Here is a 16,233-nt window from a genome sequence, read left to right as displayed (position 1 = left end):
ATGTTAAACAATATCGGAGTTCCTGGATTAATCCTTATCCTTGTCCTTGCGTTAATAATCTTCGGCCCTAAAAAGCTTCCGGAAATCGGCCGTGCTTTCGGCCAGACGCTGCGTGAATTCAAAAAGTCCACCCGCGAACTGACAAGCGATGTAATGGAAGATTTTGAGGAAGAGAAGAAAAAAGCTACAAAGTAAAACGGCATTGGTTCTAAAACCATTGCCTGACAAATTATATCCAGACAATTGAGGGTTCACGGTCTTGCTCCTAGTATGCTGAGCAACGGGAGGAACCCTTTTCTAATAGTATTGTGCCTGCCCATGATGATGCAGGCCCTATGTTGTTCACAACTTAGGACAGGGAGAATCTTATGGAAGATAAAGAATTAAATGTAGTTGACCATCTTGATGAACTGAGAAAAAGGATCATCATTTCCGCTGTCGCATTTGTGGCCTTTTTCATTATAGGCTTTGTGTACGTGGAGGACATTTACAATTGGTTTGTCCGCGACCTTGACGTCAAGCTGATCGTCCTTGGCCCGAGTGACATCGTCTGGATCTATTTTACCCTTGCATCTTTAATCGCGATTGCCGGGACGATTCCTGTTCTTGCCACGCAAATATGGCTGTTTGTAAAACCTGCCTTAAAGCCGGTTGAAAGAAAAGTATCGCTTTCCTATATTCCGGCTTTATTCCTTCTTTTTATTGCCGGTCTTGCGTTCGGCTATTTCGTCATTTTTCCGAATGTGCTCTCCTTCCTCGTCGAACTCAGCGGGGACATGCTTGTCACAAACTTCACGGCTGAAAAATATTTCCGCTTTGTCATAAATATGACACTCCCGTTCGGAGTCCTGTTTGAACTTCCGGCTGTTGTCATGTTCCTGACTTCGCTCGGCATTTTGAATCCATATGTATTAACAAAGATTCGCAAGTATGCGTATTTCATCCTGATCGTCATTGCGATTATCATTACGCCGCCGGATCCCGTTTCCGATTTCCTGGTAATCATTCCTTTGCTACTGCTATACGAAATTTCGGTCAACCTTTCTAAATTCGTTTACAAAAAGAGGCTCAAAAGAATGGAACAAGAAGAAGCGGAATTTGTTTCTGAATAAGGTTTTGCCCCGGGCAACTTTCCCGGGGTTTTTTGGTGCAAAAATTAACCCCCGCCTGCGGCAAGCAGCGGGGGTTTTACGGTATTCCTGAATTATTTTTGTAGGTCTTCATGAATGGATTTGTGCTCCTTTCTCCAGGTTTCGTATTTCATAAACTTCCTGTACTCCACGAAGTCCTCCTTTCTCAATCCCTCTTTTATAGCCGTTACTAACATTTCTCTCCATTCACTATCCAGAACAATTTCATCCTTGCCAGCAGAATGTTCTTCCTTAAGGAGTCCTTCAACAGAAGTTCCAAGTGTTTTGCCTACCTTACTAAGGACTTGAATCGATGGGTTCTTATGCAGCCCTCTTTCAATCTGGCTTAAATAAGATTTTGAGACATTAGCAAGTCTAGCCAGCTCACAAATTGAATACCCCTTTTGCACCCTCAGTTCCTTGATCCTTGTCCCAACCATACTTATCACCTTTTATGTACGACTTAAAATACATTATACAGAACGATTTATTCTTTATAAAATACAAAATAATGAGGAAACAGTAGAAAAATTGAGAAAAGGGGTAAAAAACGTGCTTTTTAAAGAATATATGGTCGTTTTTGGGATTTTTCAAGTTCGTAATAATATAATAAACTACAGTTAGATGTTCTTTTAAAAGAACAAAGAGGTTTCGAGATAGACCTTATTTAAAAAAAATGGATGGAGGAAAGTATAATATGACCCAATATCCATCGAGAAAAGTACGATCAAGAAGGCAGCTGATTAAAAAGATTAAAAATAAGTCTTCTTTCTTTAGGAAAGCATGGGCCATGTATTTTATTTTACTGGGATCAATGTTTCTAGTAAACGATACATATTCATTTCTTTCAGATAGTACTGTAAACAGTAATGTTTTGTCAGCCAAAGCAGATTTTTGTGATGTTCCTGAATATGCGGCGGCACATAAAAAAGAGTGCAAATGTAAAGGGAACAAAAAAGATTCAACTGGAGATAAAGATGAAAAATCTTGTGGTGAAAACGGAAAACAAAATTCGAATGAGAAGAGCGACTTAAGTGATAATCAGGTGAAAACTGAAAGTGAGAACAATCAACATGAATTAAAGGATCCACTACAGGAGGAAGAGCCAAACAATAGTAGTGGGACCCTAAAGACAGAAACAAGCGAAAAAAGCGATAATACCTAAACCATAAAAATAGCTGTAGATATTGAACCTACCTCAAATGAACAATTTATTATAAGAATCTTAAAATTCATGAGTAAAATTTCTCACCTTAAATAAAGGGGCTTAAACAATTATGAAAATTGTAATGAAATGGCTAGGGAGAATAACATCAGTTGCTTTATACGGCATTTTACTTTGCATTATTATTCTGGTTGTTTATTCAAAAATTCAAGGTGGAACTCCTCAAATTCTCGGGCATCAAATATTGACTGTACTCTCTGGTTCGATGGAACCTGGGATAAAAACAGGGTCACTAATAGCGGTAAAACCTGTAACACAAGTAGATTCCCTAAAAAAGGGAGATGTCATAACTTTTAAGTCACTTGATAATCCGAATGTATTGATAACTCATAGAATCGTAAAAGTTGAAAAAGCTGATTCGCAAATTAACTATATCACTAAAGGCGATAATAACGACGGTAATGATACAAAACCAATCCCCTCGAGTAATGTAGTTGCAAAATACAGTGGTTTCACTATTCCCTATATCGGATACTTGTTTGATTTCTTTCACACAAAAACAGGGAAAATTGTCCTGTTAATTATCCCAGGAATACTTTTGCTAGGATACTCGCTCATTAAAATGTGGAAAATAATCGCTTCTATTGATGATGACCAGGGAAAGCAAACCCTAGAAAAGCCTAAATCCGTTTGATTCTCCTGTAGCATACATACTTTGTAACTTTGCAGGAGTTCAATAAAAAAATTTTAAGGAAGAAAGAGGAGGAAGAAACAAATGGGTATCAAAAAACAATTAGCAGGAACAGTCTTGGCAGCAGGGATCGGCATTGCAGCAATTAGTGGGGGAACGTTTGCACTATTCACAGCGAATGCCACTAATACAGGGAATACGATTGCAACTGGTACGGTAAGTCTTGTAGATGATACAGGTGGTAGCGTTTTCAAGTCTATCTCGGTTAATAATATTGCACCTGGTGACACTGGAACAGGTTCAATCACAGTAAGGAACGATGGCACCCTAGATGAGTGGGTGAAAATTGAAAGTGTTACTGGTTCTGGTCCTTTGTTTACAGGGGCAAACAAAGCAACTGTTACTGGATCTGCCGATGTTGTTAAATTGGAACCAGGTCAATCAAAGACTTTCTCCATTACTTATAGCCTACCACTAGCTGCAGGAAATGAATATCAAGGAGTGAACGGAACGGTGGATGTTAAAGTCCAATCTGTCCAGGCTAAAAATAATACCAATGGATCTGGCAACGGCCCATCTTCTTGGAACTAAGATAAGTCAATTTAAAGGGATGGTAGCAATACCATCCCTTTTGTAAATCAAAAGAATGATTGGAGGATAATGATGAAAAAGAAAAATAAAATAGCTTTGATGGGTATTTCCGGTCTACTAGCCACTTCACTTGCTGTTGGAGGCGCTACATACGCGCTTTTTAAGGATTCTGTAACAAACGGTGCCAATACGGTAACTGCCGGTACTTTGAAGATTACAGCTAAACGTGATGATGTTCCTAATGAAGGTCCGATGTTTTATTCTGTAAACAAGGAAAACAATTTTGGGGCGATGGCAACCGGATATTGGGCTCCAGGAGATAAGCACACCCGTGGTTTATTTCTTAAAAATACTGGTTCTTTAGAAGCGAAATTAACAACTATTACAGCAAAAACAGCGGATTCAAATGGAAATCCAATAACGTCTGGTCAACAATATCAAGATGATATGTTATTTGCAGGTCAAGCAGAAGTAAAGATTTGGGAAATACAGGAATGGGATCAAAATCGAGGTGCACGACCAATCACTAGAATGAATCCAGATGAGATGGATTTGGTTATGCAAATTGTTAATGATGGGTATAAACTTTGGCAGGACAATAATCCAGATGCAGATTTATCTACTGAAGTAGGTGTAGCTATGCTACTTAATGCTGTGAATGAATACATGCTAAATCAATTAAATGAAAGAAATGGAAATACAAATAATAACCTATTTAAAGTAGTGAAAATGTATGATAAACGTTTAGATCAACTTGTAAATGACTCTTATCATCTAAATCAGAATTCCAACTCTGATAGGCATAACGTTGTTTTGAAACCAGGTGAATCTGCGTTGCTTGGTTTTACACTTGAGTTCAGGAAAAACCCAAGAGCTGGTGTAGATAAAAATGCCCTGCAGGGTAAAGAAGTTTACTTCAATTTTGGAACAGATTGGGTACAAACAAAAAACAACAACTAACTTAATTTTTTGATAGACCACGGCCTTCCCGTGGTCTATCTATCGATTAACATTATTCAAATAATGTTTCATAAATTAGGAGGGAATTGGAAAAATGACATCTAGTTCTAAAGTTAGAAAGAGTTTATCAATTACCCTGGTTGTTTTAATGGCGTGTTTTTCTCTGCTATCGAGTGTTGCCTTTGGAGCAGAGTCTTCCCAATCGAAGAAGGAGAAGCCATTTCCGTCTCAGTCTAATTCACGCTTGAGTCTTAATAACCTTGCTTTAAATAACGGTAATTTTGGCAATGAATCTGTTCAAGCTTTGGTAGGAGCTGACGGCAGGTTTAACGCTGGCTTAAAAGAGCTAAATTCTGAGAATTGGTACAATATTATTTACAGCTGGCCTTCCGAACCGTGGAGTTCTTATACTACGGTTAAAGTGGATGGAGAAGATTTAGTTTATGGTAACAATCCGGACGGTCAGTTTATGCAGCCGCCATCAAATAATAATGACAACACAGCAAATGAATCCGTTTGGAAAGCGAACGATATCTCAGTTAAACAAGTGTTGCAGCCTGCTGTGAATCCTGCAACAGGTCAGCCTGATGCATTGCAGATTAGATATATCATTACGAATACAGGCGACGCTCCACACGATGTAGGGCTTCGCATTATGCTTGATACAATGGTCAATAGAAATGACAGTGCGCCGTTTAAAGTTCCGAGCAATGATGGAATAGAATCCATTGACTATGAAAAAGATTATGTAGGAACTAATGTTCCAGATTTTTGGCAAGTATTTAATGATTTCAATAATCCTGATATAAGTGCGCAATATACAATGCGTGGAGGAAATGCTACTGTACCTGATAGGTTTGCAATTGCAAATTGGGGCGGATTAAGTGGATCAAAATGGGATTATATTGTTTCTGACAATAGTTATACTGGGGACAGTGGGGTTGGTATGTGGTGGAATCCCAAAACCCTCGCGCCAGGTGAGCAAAAAATAATTACGACTTATTTTGGAAGGCCAGGAGTTGGAGGCAAGGAGACCCTTGTATTAAGCGGCAAAAAGCGTTTGACTTTTGAGGAATGGTCTTCCTCACCATTTAACCTAATTTCCTATTTTACGAACACAACTCAGTCTAATCTCAATAATGTAAGACTTGAATTAACATCTGGTCCTGGAATTCGTTTAGTTGATTCTGATCCAGAAGTTATTCTGGGTAGTGTTGGAAGTGGGATGACTAAACAATCAACCTGGAAAATCCAGCCGACTGTAGCTGGAAACCACCAAATCACTGTAAAAGCTTTTGCAGAAGGGAAAAATGAGCCTATTGCAACAGCAACATATGAGGTAGAAGCACTAGAGCCTGTCGTTCCAACAAATATTACACTTGGTGGCAGCAACGGGGTAACTACGGATGGGATTCCAGTAAGCGGCCGGATGAGCCCTTTGACAGTCAATGCTGCATTTAATGATCCGCAGGCAGTCGGTGTCACTTTAACTGCTGTTGATGCTGACGGTAAAGAGTATTCCGCCGAAATGAGTTCTGGAAACAAGATTAATTGGACCCACACATTTGTCCCATATGAAAAGGGGTTATGGGGTTCTCCTATGACAATTACGGTAGTTCCTAGGTATCAAGATAATTCCACTGGAACTCCACTGAATTTCCAGATTGTATTAATAGATCCAAGCGGCTATATTTACAATTCTGAGAAGGGTGAAGAATGGAGACTTCCAGGAGCGACTGTAACACTTCAATATTACGATCCGTTACTGGAAACCTGGGTTTATATGACTGATGAGGCTTACCCAGGAAGACTGTCCCCGATTACAAACCCTCAAGTCACAGGGGCGGATGGCAGATACGCATGGGATACAGCCGCAGGGGATTACAGGGTTTTGGTTAGCCGTCCTGGTTTCGAGAATGCAATCAGCCGTGTCGTCACTGTACCGCCTGAGGTAACCGATCTTCATGTTGGTATGATACCGACCGACCGGCAGGCACCTTCACTTGTTTCTTCTGGAGTGGAAGAAGGGGGTGCCTATACGGAAGGAGTGTCTATAGGTTTCACTACAACTGATGATGAAGCAGGGGTTCGTAATGTCACATATAAAATAGATGATAATGATGCTGTTACCATCAACAGTGACAATGCGAATCTTCCAAAAATAGAAAGCCCAGGCAGCCATAAGGTTATAATTAGTGCTGTTGATTATGCAGGTAATATAGCAACGAAAGAAATAAATTTTACCATAAATGATAATGATGAAGAACCAGTGTCGATTATGGCGGTAATTAATGCAGCTATTGAAAAGAGTGAGTTAGCTAAAACTGATATGCAAGCTGCATTAGATCGCTTTAATACAAATGCGACAAAAGCAGAAGTTCAAGGACATATAAATATAGCAAAAGATGCTAATTCCCAAGCTAAAGAAAAAATCACTGTATTAAAGGCATTACTTGGCTCATACGAATTCAAAAAAATGCCGCTGTTTTTGCAAGAAGTTCTTAAAACCCAAGCCGTAGCTGCAGAAATCCAAGCATCAACGGTTAACACTAAGTTAGAAAAAACAATAGAATTCTTGGCAAATGGAGATGCTTCAAAATTTAAAGGAAGGTTAAAAGAAGCACAAAGTGCAAATAGTTCTTCACTGGCTTCTTTGAAGTTCATCAAAGGAAACTTAATTACTTTTGAGAATGAAAAAGAATAACTGCCATTAATAATTTCCCCCAAAGCATCTAAATATACTTGCTTTGGGGGGAGTTTTGAATTTTTTCCGTTTTTCTGAACAATATATTTTTTCTGGAACCTTAATAATTTTATTTCTTGCCACTTTTGTTTGATCAAAAATAAGGGGAACACGAAAATGAATAAAGTATTTAGTGTTATGATAGCCGGTTTTATTATTGCATCGGCAATTTTATACAAAGAACCAATTATTGAAAAGATCAAAGAGGGAGAAGCATTAGCTATTCCGTTAAGTATTATCTTCGTTGCTATCCTTGTTTTTTTTCCGGTTATGCCTTTTTCATTGTTTGCAGGTATGCTAGGGTCCTTTTTCGGAATATGGCTCGGGGTAACAATTTCGCTCATTGGAATAGGTTTAGGGACGATGTTGATGTTCCTTCTTACTCGATATGGGTTCCAGGAATGGACACAATCCTACATAAAAAAATACCCACGTATACACGAATACGAAGGTTATTTCGAAAAAAATGCCTTTATTAGCATATTGTTAGTACGGTTAATTCCTTTTATTCCTTCGCCGATAGTAAATATACTTGGTGGATTAAGTAGGATTCCTTGGCATATTTTTATTTCTGCGTCCCTGTTGGGGAAAATACCTTCGATAATTACTTTTACTTTTGCGGGAAGCTTATTCTTTCGTAATAATTTTTTATCAATCTCAATATATTTGATATATTTCCTTATCGTAGGTATTCTCGTTATGAAAAAGTTACAAAATAAAGAAACCTTTACGATTGAAAACCAAAACATTAATATCAAATAATAATTTGTCAGGGAGGCGATTCGTATAATAAGGAAAGTAATTCATATATTCTTGAAAATTGCTGCCTTTACTATTATTTTTCGTATTATTTTTATTCCTCTTACAATATCAGCAGAATCAACTCAAGAGATTGATATTTCCGTATCTCCAGAAAAAGCATTATTTAATCTTAATAACCTAGCACCAGGAGATGAAGTTGAAGGTACAATTAAAATCGTTAATAACGGAAAACAAAATTTTAATTATCTCGCCTCTAGTAAATTGACAAGTGGTTCTGAACTTTTTTACAATCAGTTGCTCTTAAAAATTATAGGTGAAAATCAAGTTATATACGATGGGAAGATAAAGGATTTTGAAAAATTAATTCCAAGATTTATAGAAAAGGGAAAAATCGAAGAATTATTATTTGTTATAAAAGTACCTTTAACTTTGGGCAATGAATATCAAACACTAAGTAGTGAAATCGAATTCAAATTCTATGCAGAAGGCACTTTCGGTGGCACTATTCCGCCAATTTGGGTACCGGAACCTGATCCTCCAAAACAAGACCCACCAAAACAAGACCCGCCTAAACAAGATCCTCCAAAACAAGAACCACCTTCAACGCAACCTCCAGGTGATGATGACCCTCGTGAAGGTGAGGGTCCTGGAGATGGGGGCGATGATGAGATTGGTGAAAAACCCGTAGATCCAGGGGATGTGGATAGTGAGGAACCCCCTGCTGTAGAATTACCGGATAATGAAACACCTGGCGGGGACAATGGGACACCAGTGATTGATATACCCGATGAAACTGTACCCACTGGTCCAGGAGGTCCGCTGCCGTTTACGTCGACTTCAATTTACAATTTGATTATAATTGGCGCCGGGCTTATTGGTTTAGGTTTTAGTCTCCAGTTTTATTTCCAAAGACGAAAAAAAATAACTAAAAATGTTTAATGGGACCTTGATTAGGATATAGGAAAAATCAAGGTCTGTTTTTATATGTGACTGAATATCCTTGGCAGTAAAAGCTATTGAGATTTTATTGAAGTGTAAGGGAGAGTTGGGGGATGTACAAAAAAGTATGCACAGAATGCAGCAAGCCATCATATAGCAGCTGTGAGACCGGGACGTGGCTTTGTCCTGTGTGCGGCACGGATATTTCGCGGGTGAATTTGCAGGCGCCGGAAACGAGGGGTATACCGGGCCGGCTCGAATATATGGCTGCTGGATTTCCAAAAGTGGCAAGCCTTTCCACAGAGCGGGAGCTAGTGTAACAATTTGCTTTGAGAGCACAAAATATTTTAGGAAATCTGAGCATAATCAGACACATTTCGAGCGTAAAGTAAGGTATAATATAATCAAACGGGAGAAAAAGAGGATTGATATTTTGTTATTGAAAAGCCTGGAGTTCAAAAATGCTGTTGGACAGAAGGTTAAAATTGTGGAGATTCCTGTATTGGAGGAAGGTAACCCTTATAGTTTAATGATCCGATTCCGTTTGCAAACATTCATAACTTCGCTTTATCGCGAAAAGCATCCTAGAAAGTGTTATTCCTTTAGGGATTATTTGAAACGCGCGATGAGATGGCCTGATTATGAGCAGCTTTTCAAGTCTGTTGAACTAAAGAACAACGCATAATGGCTTGGGACCGGGATTTCCGGTCCCTTTTTATTTCTCCATCTCTTGGGAACAGGTATAATAGGAACTAAGTGCATAAGCAGGGAAGTGAAACAGTTGGCTAAAATAAAAATTGTAACCGATTCAACAATGGATTTACCCAGGGAGACAGTATCCCGTTATGGGATTGAGGTGGTTCCGCTTGCGATCACTGTGGGCGGGGAGACTTACCTCGATGGAGTCGATATCGACCCGGAAGCTTTTTTGGGAAAAATGAAGCATTCGTCAGAGCTGCCAAAGAGCTCACAGCCTTCAACCGGGTCTTTCCTTGAAGTCTATGACCGGCTTGGCAGGGAGGGGTTTGAAGTCCTTTCGATACATATGACCGGAAAAATGAGCGGGACTGTACGCTCCGCGGAAAGCGCGGCTTCGATGTCTGAAGCGAAGGTCACTGTTGTCGACTCGAAATTTATTTCGAAAGCGCTCGGCTTTCAGGTTAAGGAAGCTGCGGAAATGGCTTCTGAAGGAAAGTCAATGGATGAAATCCTTGCGAGGCTTGAAGCAATCAGGGAAAATACAAAGCTGTATATCATGGTAGATACGCTTGAGAACCTTGTAAAGGGTGGAAGGATTGGAAAAGGGAAAGCACTCCTTGGTTCACTCCTGAACATAAAGCCGATTGCTTCGCTCGAAGGAGCCGAATACACGCCAGTGGCAAAAGTAAGAAGCCATGCGCAGGTCGTGAAATATCTCGCAAAACAATTTGCCGAGGATGTAAAAGGGAAAACTGTCAAAGGTGTCGGAATCGCTCATGCTGGCGCGGCCGGGCTTGCAGAAAAGATAAAAGAAAACATTCACGAGCTTACCGGCTACGAAGGTGTCGAGACGGATTATACGAATTCAACGGTAAGCACGCACACAGGGCCGGGTGCGATTGCCCTTATGTATTATTTTGAGTAAAGGTAAGCAAATACCTTCCCAACTTCATCACTCGTTTGTTAAACTGTTCACGAATACATCGAAAAGTGATGGTGAAATCATTGAAAGTAAGAATTATTTTTCTAAGCATCGCCATTGCTGCATTGCTGTTGACAGCCTGTGGCAAAAAAGAACTGGAAAACGCCCAGAATTGGCCGCTCGAGGATTTTACGTATACAACCCAGGGTGGAAAACAGCTCGGACTTGAAGATCTGAAGGGGAAAGTCTGGATGGCCAACTTCATTTTTACCGAATGTGACACGGTCTGCCCGCCGATGACGGCGAATATGGTGGAAATACAGGAAAAGGCGGAACAAGAGGGAATAGAGAATATACACTTTGTGTCATTCAGTGTCGACCCGGAAATTGATAGGCCGGAAGTACTGAAGGAATATGGTGAACAGTTCGAAGTTGATTATAAAAATTGGGATTTCCTGACTGGCTTTGGCCAGGAAGAGATTGAACAATATGCCCTTAAAAACTTCAAAACGATTGTTAAAAAGCCGAGGGAAGGGGACCAGGTTATTCATGGAACAACCTTTTACCTTGTTGGCAAAGACGGCCTTGTGAAAAAGTATTATTCCGGGGTCAGCGATGTTCCATATGACCAAATTATTGAAGATATTAAAGTTTTACAATAAGCCCACTTAGGGCTTTTTTCTTTCCTTGGGAATGGGGCATTTATGAAAAGGTGTATTATAATTGAGTTGATTGGGGGAGGGAGCACCATGTGGAGACAGTTTACTGCACTATTCCTGGCTGTTTTGATACTTGTTTCCTGCCAGCAGGAAAATGTTGCAGGCAGCCATCCTGTTAAAAAAGTGAAGATTGACACAAATCGGTCCATTCCGGATGATTTCGTCCCCCGTGTGCTTTCTATCGCGGCAATTGGCGACTCTCTGACCGAGGGGGTTGGCGACAGTACCCGAACAGGGGGATACCTTCCTTATTTAAAGGCGTTTCTTGAAAAAGAAAAAGGCATAAAAGAAGCGCGTTTCGAAAATTTCGGAATTAAGGGAACGAGGAGTGAACAGCTTCTTAATCGCCTCAGCCAAAAAAAAGTAATGGCTGGAATCAAGGAAGCCGATATGGTCGTCATCACGATTGGCGGAAACGATGTCATGAAAGTTGCCCGGAATAATATTTTGAATTTGCAGATCGAAAGCTTTGAAAAAGAGGAGCGTCCCTATCTTAAGCGCCTTGACCAAATTATTCAAAAAGTTAGGTCGTTCAACCCGGATGCGATGATCGTCCTTATAGGCATTTACAATCCATTTCTGCAGTGGTTTCCCGACGTGAAAGAACTTGACCAAATCGTTTCGGACTGGAATGATGGCGGGAAAGCACTTTTGGAACGCTACCCAGATACGTATTTTGTTGAAATAAGTGATTTGTTTGGTACATCAGAAGAGAACCTGCTGTTTAATGACCAGTTTCATCCGAACGATAAGGGGTATGAATTAATTGCGGAGCGAGTGTACGAGACGCTGGAGGAGGATGCGATACCTGCTTTTGCGAGAAAATCCGCCAGCGAGGACGATAAGGGAGAATATTGATGAGAAATAAATGGAAAATAGCGTTTTTTATTTTATTGGGGGTTGTATTGGCAGCGGTTGTGACCCTTTTGATTCTAGCTATGATTCCGCCTGATGGCAAGAAACAGGAACAGACGAAGGTAAAGGATGGCGATATGGTCAGCTTTCTCATCCGGACGAACAGGGAGGATGTGAACAAGCTTATTAACCACTACCTTGAGAAAGAAGTGGCCGATTCCCCGGTCAACTACCAGGTCCGGGTAGGTGATGAGGTTGAGCTTTATGGAACGGTGCCATTTTTTAGCCAGGAGTTGAACATGAAGTTGACATTTGTGCCGGAAGCCTTAGACAATGGCGATTTGCTCCTGAAGCAAAAGTCCATCTCTGTCGGTCAATTGCGCCTTCCGGTTCCATATGTTCTTGATTTTATCCGGAAAAGCTACAAACTTCCAAAAGGCGTCGAAATCTGGCCCAATGAACGCCAGGTAGTAGTCCATATGCAGCAGTTGAAGCTAAAGAGCGATGTGAAACTCAAGGCGAATTCATTTGACCTGGAAAAGGATGATATTTCATTCACGCTGCTTGTCCCGGTAAAATAGTGAGTGCCCCGTTAACATGGGGCACTCACTTTTCTTTTAGGAATACGGCTTCCTTTCCAATGAAGCAGACGAGGTAGGCTGTATCCCGTTCGAAGTGGGCATCCCGCATAGAGATTAGGATTTCTTTAGTGCCCGCTGCCCTTGCTTCCAGGTTCACTGAAAAAGGCGTGAGTGCCAGGCTGTCCGTCACGTTAAGATAGGACAGGGTTGGGAAAACGACATCTCCCTTATTGACCGACACATCCAATTTTCCAAGAAGGGGATCGAGATGGACGAATCTCGCGGCCGCTTCACCATGCGGAATTCCTGCTCCACTTGGGCAGATGAAAACGTCAACCTCATCGATTGTACCGGTAATTGCAATAAAGTATTCCTTGTCTTTTTCAGCAATCAGCTCATTTGTGGCGACCCAGACGCCATTGGAAAAAACGTCAATTTGGCAACTACCTTCCGGGAGGGCAAACGGAAGGCTCCTTTTTTTAAAAGACAAGTCTTTAACAAGCCTGAGGCCATTTATTAACACATCAATCATCCCGATTGAAGGGTTTACGTGAAATGCTGAGCCTACGCCCCTTCCAATCGGTTCCTGTTTCGTAAAATTCCATATTGCTTTGTTTGATTCCCCCATCTCTTTCCACCCCATTTTTAGCTTTTCGACTAAAACTATGGATAGAGGAACGCAAATATGCAGAAACAGGAAACAATTTTGTTTACTTTTTAAAAAGAATTGAATATACTAAAACCATCTTATGAAAAGGCGGGTGAAGTGTAATGAGAAAAATGAGCATTGTATCCATTGTTGTCGACTCTTGCACAGCCCGTACGGTTATTTAGGCAAAGGGACAAGTTTGTCCAATTCCCCTAAAAGCAAACCGCGGCTGTGTATGCCTGCGGTTTATTTATTTTTAGGGGGAAACATAGTGAATTTATTTATGAGTGGTTTAAAAGAAGATATGAAAATGGAATTGGCCAATTTTCCAAAAAATGAATGCATCCTAGGAAGAGTGGCTCTCGAACATAAGCGGATGTACAGGGTGTGGACGGAAGAAGGCGAACTCCTTTGCGAAGTATCCGGGAAGTTTTCGTTTGAGGCTGCCTCAAGGGAGGATTTTCCGGCTGTAGGCGACTGGGTCATCCTTTCATCTAGGAAAGAAGAAGGAACTGGTACAATCCATGCAATCCTGCCGAGGTTTAGCAAATTTTCGAGGAAGGCGGCCGGCAATACAGCCGAAGAACAAATCGTAGCCGCTAATGTTGATACCGTTTTTCTTGTAAACAGCCTGAATGATGATTTGAATGTACGGCGGATCGAACGCTATTTGCTTCTTGCTTGGGAAAGCGGTGCGAATCCGGTGATTGTCCTAACCAAAACGGACCTTTGCTCAGACGTGGCCTCTATGGTCGCAGAGGTCGAAGCTGTCGCACTCGGGGTCCCAATTATCCCGGTCAGCGCCGAAATGAACCAAGGGCTCGACAAGCTGAAACCGTACCTTGAAGAAGGGAAAACTGTCGCCCTGCTCGGTTCCTCGGGGGTCGGAAAATCTACTTTGACCAATAGCCTGCTCGGCGAAAAAAAGCAGGCGGTCAAAGAAATCAGGGAAGACGATGACAAAGGACGCCATACGACAACCCACCGCGAACTCGTTCTTTTACCGGGCGGCGCAGTCCTGATCGACACCCCGGGGATGAGGGAGCTGCAATTGTGGGAGAGCCAGGAAGGATTGGCCGGCGCGTTTTCCGATATTGAAAAATTGGGCGGATCGTGCAGGTTCAGGGATTGCCGACATACGGATGAACCAGGTTGCGCTGTACAGGAAGCAATTCGGAGCGGCATTCTTACGGAAGAAAGGCTGTCAAGCTACAACAAGCTTCAAAAAGAACTAGCCTTTATTGAGCGGAAGGCGGACAAACGCGCCCAGATTGAGGAAAAGAAGCGCTGGAAGGCGATCAATAAGCAAATCAAAACGAAGAAAAAGTAGGGAAAGAGGCCTTTGTTCAGGCCTCTTTTCCTGTTTTTGTAAAAAATGATCATAAAAATCTATTTTGGGATTTGGTTTGCCTCATTTGAGAAGGGATTCACCCCAATTTCCGAAAGATTCACCCCATTTTAGGAGACATTCGCCTTTATCTAAATTTTTGAAAAATTCTTGGCAGGTAAACTTTCCTCGCAAAGGATGCCCAACCCCTTTTAAGAAAACCAAAAGGCTACTTGTTTTGTTTCCTGGAGCTACTTGGGTATAATCATCCTTAGTTAAGCTCTTAAAATACAGGGAATAGAATAAGGGCAGACTACATTCGAAAGGATGATTGTAATGTTCAAAAAATTATTCGGTAAAAAAGAAGAAACTAAGGAAGTCGTTTTGGTTGCCCCGTTATCCGGGATGGCAACTGTATTGGACAATGTCGATGATCCCGTTTTTTCACAAAAAATGATGGGGGACGGCCTTGCAGTTGAACCAACTGAAGGCGTTGTTGTCTCGCCAGTGGATGGAGAAATCATTCAAGTATTCCCGACTAAGCATGCAGTTGGCATCAAGGCAGCGAACGGAGCGGAAATCCTTTTGCATATCGGCTTGGAGACCGTTTCAATGAAAGGGGAGGGCTTTACGGCGCATGTCAGTGAAGGCGACAAGGTAAGAGCCGGTGACAAGCTTGTAACGTTCGATATGGCGATCGTATCAGAAAAAGCCAAAAGCACAGTAACGCCTCTAGTTATTACGAACAGCGATTCGATGGATATCGAAATCCTCGCTTCCGGCCAAGTGGAACGCGGGACGACTCCTTTTATTAAATTGACAGCCAAGTAAAAAAACCGCCCTCGAGCGGTTTTTATTTTTGCTCGGAGGCGGTTTGAGATCCTTTATTGGCCATGCCGCCGGACAGGATGAATTTCATCGCTTCCTCCGGTTTTACGTCAATGATTTCAACTTGCTCCTTTGGAATCAGGAACGTAAAGCCGGCCACCTGGAAGGTCTGTGGGACGTACACGGCAACATGGTCTCCAAGAGGGCTATAGAAGCTCTCCAGGTTTTCAGATGTAATAAAGCCAAGGGACTTCATTTCTGTGCCCGGTATTGTTACAAGCGCAACCTTTGAAAAAGACTTCTTTTCGCCAAGGAACGATTGGACCGTGTCCTTGATAACAGAATAAAGCGTTTTGACTACTGGAATCCGTTCAAGGAGCCGGTCAATCAAACGAATCAGCTTTCCAGCCACATACCTTGTCGACAGGAACCCAAGAAACGTAATGAGTACAACTGTCAGCAGAAGTCCTATCCCAGGAATATAATCGTTTTTCATATACGGTCTCAGGAAATTCCCGAGGAGGCTGTCCAGGAATACGAATGTCTTGTAAATTACGTAGACAACAATAATGATTGGGACTATCGTGATAATTCCATTTATAAAATTCTTCAGTAATGTCTTCATGCTTCTCTCCGGCGTTTTTTCCTCTATTATAGCCCTGGAAACCCCGG

The 16,233-nt window shown here is 41.4% G+C and carries 20 protein-coding genes; 17 read left to right on the top strand and 3 right to left on the bottom strand.

Annotated elements, in window-relative coordinates; all coding sequences use genetic code 11:
* On the top strand, window positions 1-195 hold the full coding sequence (tatA, locus tag V1499_RS13295; RefSeq protein ID WP_118919925.1) for a twin-arginine translocase TatA/TatE family subunit: 195 nt from the start codon (window positions 1-3) through the stop codon (window positions 193-195).
* Window positions 196-368: 173 nt separating this feature from the next.
* On the top strand, window positions 369-1,112 hold the full coding sequence (gene tatC / locus V1499_RS13290; RefSeq protein WP_409270390.1) for a twin-arginine translocase subunit TatC: 744 nt from the start codon (window positions 369-371) through the stop codon (window positions 1,110-1,112).
* Between the two features lie 92 nt (window positions 1,113-1,204).
* Here the strand turns inward: tatC and V1499_RS13285 are convergent, their stop codons facing one another.
* Entirely contained in the window at window positions 1,205-1,570 is a 366-nt protein-coding gene (locus V1499_RS13285; protein ID WP_409270389.1) for a helix-turn-helix domain-containing protein, read from the bottom strand.
* A gap of 257 nt (window positions 1,571-1,827) precedes the next feature.
* On the opposite strand from V1499_RS13285, the gene V1499_RS13280 reads away from it, so the two are divergent.
* The 13 genes from V1499_RS13280 to V1499_RS13220 all read left to right on the top strand — a co-directional run bounded on the left by V1499_RS13280 (window position 1,828) and on the right by V1499_RS13220 (window position 12,757).
* Window positions 1,828-2,295: a hypothetical protein gene (locus V1499_RS13280; protein WP_409270388.1), complete on the top strand. Its 468-nt coding sequence runs from the start codon at window positions 1,828-1,830 to the stop codon at window positions 2,293-2,295.
* Window positions 2,296-2,407: 112 nt separating this feature from the next.
* Window positions 2,408-2,989 carry a signal peptidase I SipW gene (sipW, locus tag V1499_RS13275; RefSeq protein ID WP_409270387.1) on the top strand — a complete coding sequence of 194 codons (582 nt, stop codon included), beginning with the start codon at window positions 2,408-2,410 and terminating at the stop codon, window positions 2,987-2,989.
* 81 nt (window positions 2,990-3,070) lie between these two features.
* On the top strand, window positions 3,071-3,577 hold the full coding sequence (locus V1499_RS13270) for a TasA family protein (RefSeq protein WP_409270386.1): 507 nt from the start codon (window positions 3,071-3,073) through the stop codon (window positions 3,575-3,577).
* Window positions 3,578-3,649: 72 nt separating this feature from the next.
* Window positions 3,650-4,537, top strand: coding sequence for a TasA family protein (locus V1499_RS13265; RefSeq protein ID WP_409270385.1), 888 nt, complete (start codon window positions 3,650-3,652; stop codon window positions 4,535-4,537).
* A gap of 94 nt (window positions 4,538-4,631) precedes the next feature.
* The gene (locus V1499_RS13260; protein WP_409270384.1) at window positions 4,632-7,241 is read left to right on the top strand and encodes a hypothetical protein; all 2,610 of its coding nucleotides are present in this window, start codon (window positions 4,632-4,634) and stop codon (window positions 7,239-7,241) included.
* 156 nt (window positions 7,242-7,397) lie between these two features.
* Window positions 7,398-8,042 (top strand): TVP38/TMEM64 family protein, encoded by a 645-nt coding sequence (locus V1499_RS13255; protein ID WP_409270383.1) that lies wholly within the window; start codon window positions 7,398-7,400, stop codon window positions 8,040-8,042.
* A 51-nt stretch (window positions 8,043-8,093) separates the two neighbouring features.
* Window positions 8,094-8,981 carry a hypothetical protein gene (locus V1499_RS13250; protein WP_409270382.1) on the top strand — a complete coding sequence of 296 codons (888 nt, stop codon included), beginning with the start codon at window positions 8,094-8,096 and terminating at the stop codon, window positions 8,979-8,981.
* A 113-nt stretch (window positions 8,982-9,094) separates the two neighbouring features.
* Complete coding sequence (locus V1499_RS13245; protein WP_409270381.1) at window positions 9,095-9,301, top strand: hypothetical protein; 207 nt, start codon at window positions 9,095-9,097, stop codon at window positions 9,299-9,301.
* 113 nt (window positions 9,302-9,414) lie between these two features.
* Window positions 9,415-9,666, top strand: coding sequence for a DUF2535 family protein (locus V1499_RS13240; RefSeq protein WP_409270380.1), 252 nt, complete (start codon window positions 9,415-9,417; stop codon window positions 9,664-9,666).
* Window positions 9,667-9,762: 96 nt separating this feature from the next.
* Window positions 9,763-10,605, top strand: a complete 843-nt coding sequence (locus V1499_RS13235) for a DegV family protein (RefSeq protein WP_409270379.1) — start codon at window positions 9,763-9,765, stop codon at window positions 10,603-10,605.
* 68 nt (window positions 10,606-10,673) lie between these two features.
* Complete coding sequence (locus V1499_RS13230; protein ID WP_409276296.1) at window positions 10,674-11,264, top strand: SCO family protein; 591 nt, start codon at window positions 10,674-10,676, stop codon at window positions 11,262-11,264.
* Between the two features lie 87 nt (window positions 11,265-11,351).
* Window positions 11,352-12,179 carry an SGNH/GDSL hydrolase family protein gene (locus V1499_RS13225; RefSeq protein WP_409270378.1) on the top strand — a complete coding sequence of 276 codons (828 nt, stop codon included), beginning with the start codon at window positions 11,352-11,354 and terminating at the stop codon, window positions 12,177-12,179.
* Window positions 12,179-12,757 carry a YpmS family protein gene (locus V1499_RS13220; protein ID WP_409270377.1) on the top strand — a complete coding sequence of 193 codons (579 nt, stop codon included), beginning with the start codon at window positions 12,179-12,181 and terminating at the stop codon, window positions 12,755-12,757. Before V1499_RS13225 ends, V1499_RS13220 begins: the two co-directional genes overlap by 1 nt.
* Window positions 12,758-12,782: 25 nt before the next feature.
* Here V1499_RS13220 and V1499_RS13215 read toward each other — a convergent pair whose 3' ends face one another.
* The gene (locus V1499_RS13215; protein WP_409270376.1) at window positions 12,783-13,385 is read right to left on the bottom strand and encodes a DUF4397 domain-containing protein; all 603 of its coding nucleotides are present in this window, start codon (window positions 13,383-13,385) and stop codon (window positions 12,783-12,785) included.
* Window positions 13,386-13,677: 292 nt separating this feature from the next.
* Between V1499_RS13215 and rsgA the strand changes: the two genes are divergently transcribed.
* The gene (gene rsgA, locus V1499_RS13210) at window positions 13,678-14,736 is read left to right on the top strand and encodes a ribosome small subunit-dependent GTPase A (protein WP_409270375.1); all 1,059 of its coding nucleotides are present in this window, start codon (window positions 13,678-13,680) and stop codon (window positions 14,734-14,736) included.
* 333 nt (window positions 14,737-15,069) lie between these two features.
* The gene (locus V1499_RS13205; protein ID WP_409270374.1) at window positions 15,070-15,564 is read left to right on the top strand and encodes a PTS glucose transporter subunit IIA; all 495 of its coding nucleotides are present in this window, start codon (window positions 15,070-15,072) and stop codon (window positions 15,562-15,564) included.
* A gap of 22 nt (window positions 15,565-15,586) precedes the next feature.
* Here V1499_RS13205 and V1499_RS13200 read toward each other — a convergent pair whose 3' ends face one another.
* A complete protein-coding gene (locus tag V1499_RS13200) occupies window positions 15,587-16,186 on the bottom strand; it encodes a DUF502 domain-containing protein (RefSeq protein WP_409270373.1) in 600 nt (199 codons plus the stop codon).
* Window positions 16,187-16,233: the final 47 nt, after the last annotated feature.

The organism is Neobacillus oceani (assembly GCF_046237595.1).
Lineage (GTDB): Bacteria > Bacillota > Bacilli > Bacillales > Cytobacillaceae > Bacillus_D > Bacillus_D oceani.
This window is presented reverse-complemented; position numbering and strand designations above follow the sequence as displayed.

What these genes read in the sequence shown, in the direction of transcription:
- tatA (WP_118919925.1), top strand. Translation starts at nt 1, where the DNA reads ATGTTAAACAATATCGGAGTTCCTGGATTAATCCTTATCCTTGTCCTT.
- tatC (WP_409270390.1), top strand. Translation starts at nt 369, where the DNA reads ATGGAAGATAAAGAATTAAATGTAGTTGACCATCTTGATGAACTGAGA.
- V1499_RS13285 (WP_409270389.1), bottom strand. Translation starts at nt 1,570, where the DNA reads ATGGTTGGGACAAGGATCAAGGAACTGAGGGTGCAAAAGGGGTATTCA.
- V1499_RS13280 (WP_409270388.1), top strand. Translation starts at nt 1,828, where the DNA reads ATGACCCAATATCCATCGAGAAAAGTACGATCAAGAAGGCAGCTGATT.
- sipW (WP_409270387.1), top strand. Translation starts at nt 2,408, where the DNA reads ATGAAAATTGTAATGAAATGGCTAGGGAGAATAACATCAGTTGCTTTA.
- V1499_RS13270 (WP_409270386.1), top strand. Translation starts at nt 3,071, where the DNA reads ATGGGTATCAAAAAACAATTAGCAGGAACAGTCTTGGCAGCAGGGATC.
- V1499_RS13265 (WP_409270385.1), top strand. Translation starts at nt 3,650, where the DNA reads ATGAAAAAGAAAAATAAAATAGCTTTGATGGGTATTTCCGGTCTACTA.
- V1499_RS13260 (WP_409270384.1), top strand. Translation starts at nt 4,632, where the DNA reads ATGACATCTAGTTCTAAAGTTAGAAAGAGTTTATCAATTACCCTGGTT.
- V1499_RS13255 (WP_409270383.1), top strand. Translation starts at nt 7,398, where the DNA reads ATGAATAAAGTATTTAGTGTTATGATAGCCGGTTTTATTATTGCATCG.
- V1499_RS13245 (WP_409270381.1), top strand. Translation starts at nt 9,095, where the DNA reads ATGTACAAAAAAGTATGCACAGAATGCAGCAAGCCATCATATAGCAGC.
- V1499_RS13230 (WP_409276296.1), top strand. Translation starts at nt 10,674, where the DNA reads ATGGTGAAATCATTGAAAGTAAGAATTATTTTTCTAAGCATCGCCATT.
- V1499_RS13225 (WP_409270378.1), top strand. Translation starts at nt 11,352, where the DNA reads ATGTGGAGACAGTTTACTGCACTATTCCTGGCTGTTTTGATACTTGTT.
- V1499_RS13220 (WP_409270377.1), top strand. Translation starts at nt 12,179, where the DNA reads ATGAGAAATAAATGGAAAATAGCGTTTTTTATTTTATTGGGGGTTGTA.
- V1499_RS13215 (WP_409270376.1), bottom strand. Translation starts at nt 13,385, where the DNA reads ATGGGGGAATCAAACAAAGCAATATGGAATTTTACGAAACAGGAACCG.
- V1499_RS13205 (WP_409270374.1), top strand. Translation starts at nt 15,070, where the DNA reads ATGTTCAAAAAATTATTCGGTAAAAAAGAAGAAACTAAGGAAGTCGTT.
- V1499_RS13200 (WP_409270373.1), bottom strand. Translation starts at nt 16,186, where the DNA reads ATGAAGACATTACTGAAGAATTTTATAAATGGAATTATCACGATAGTC.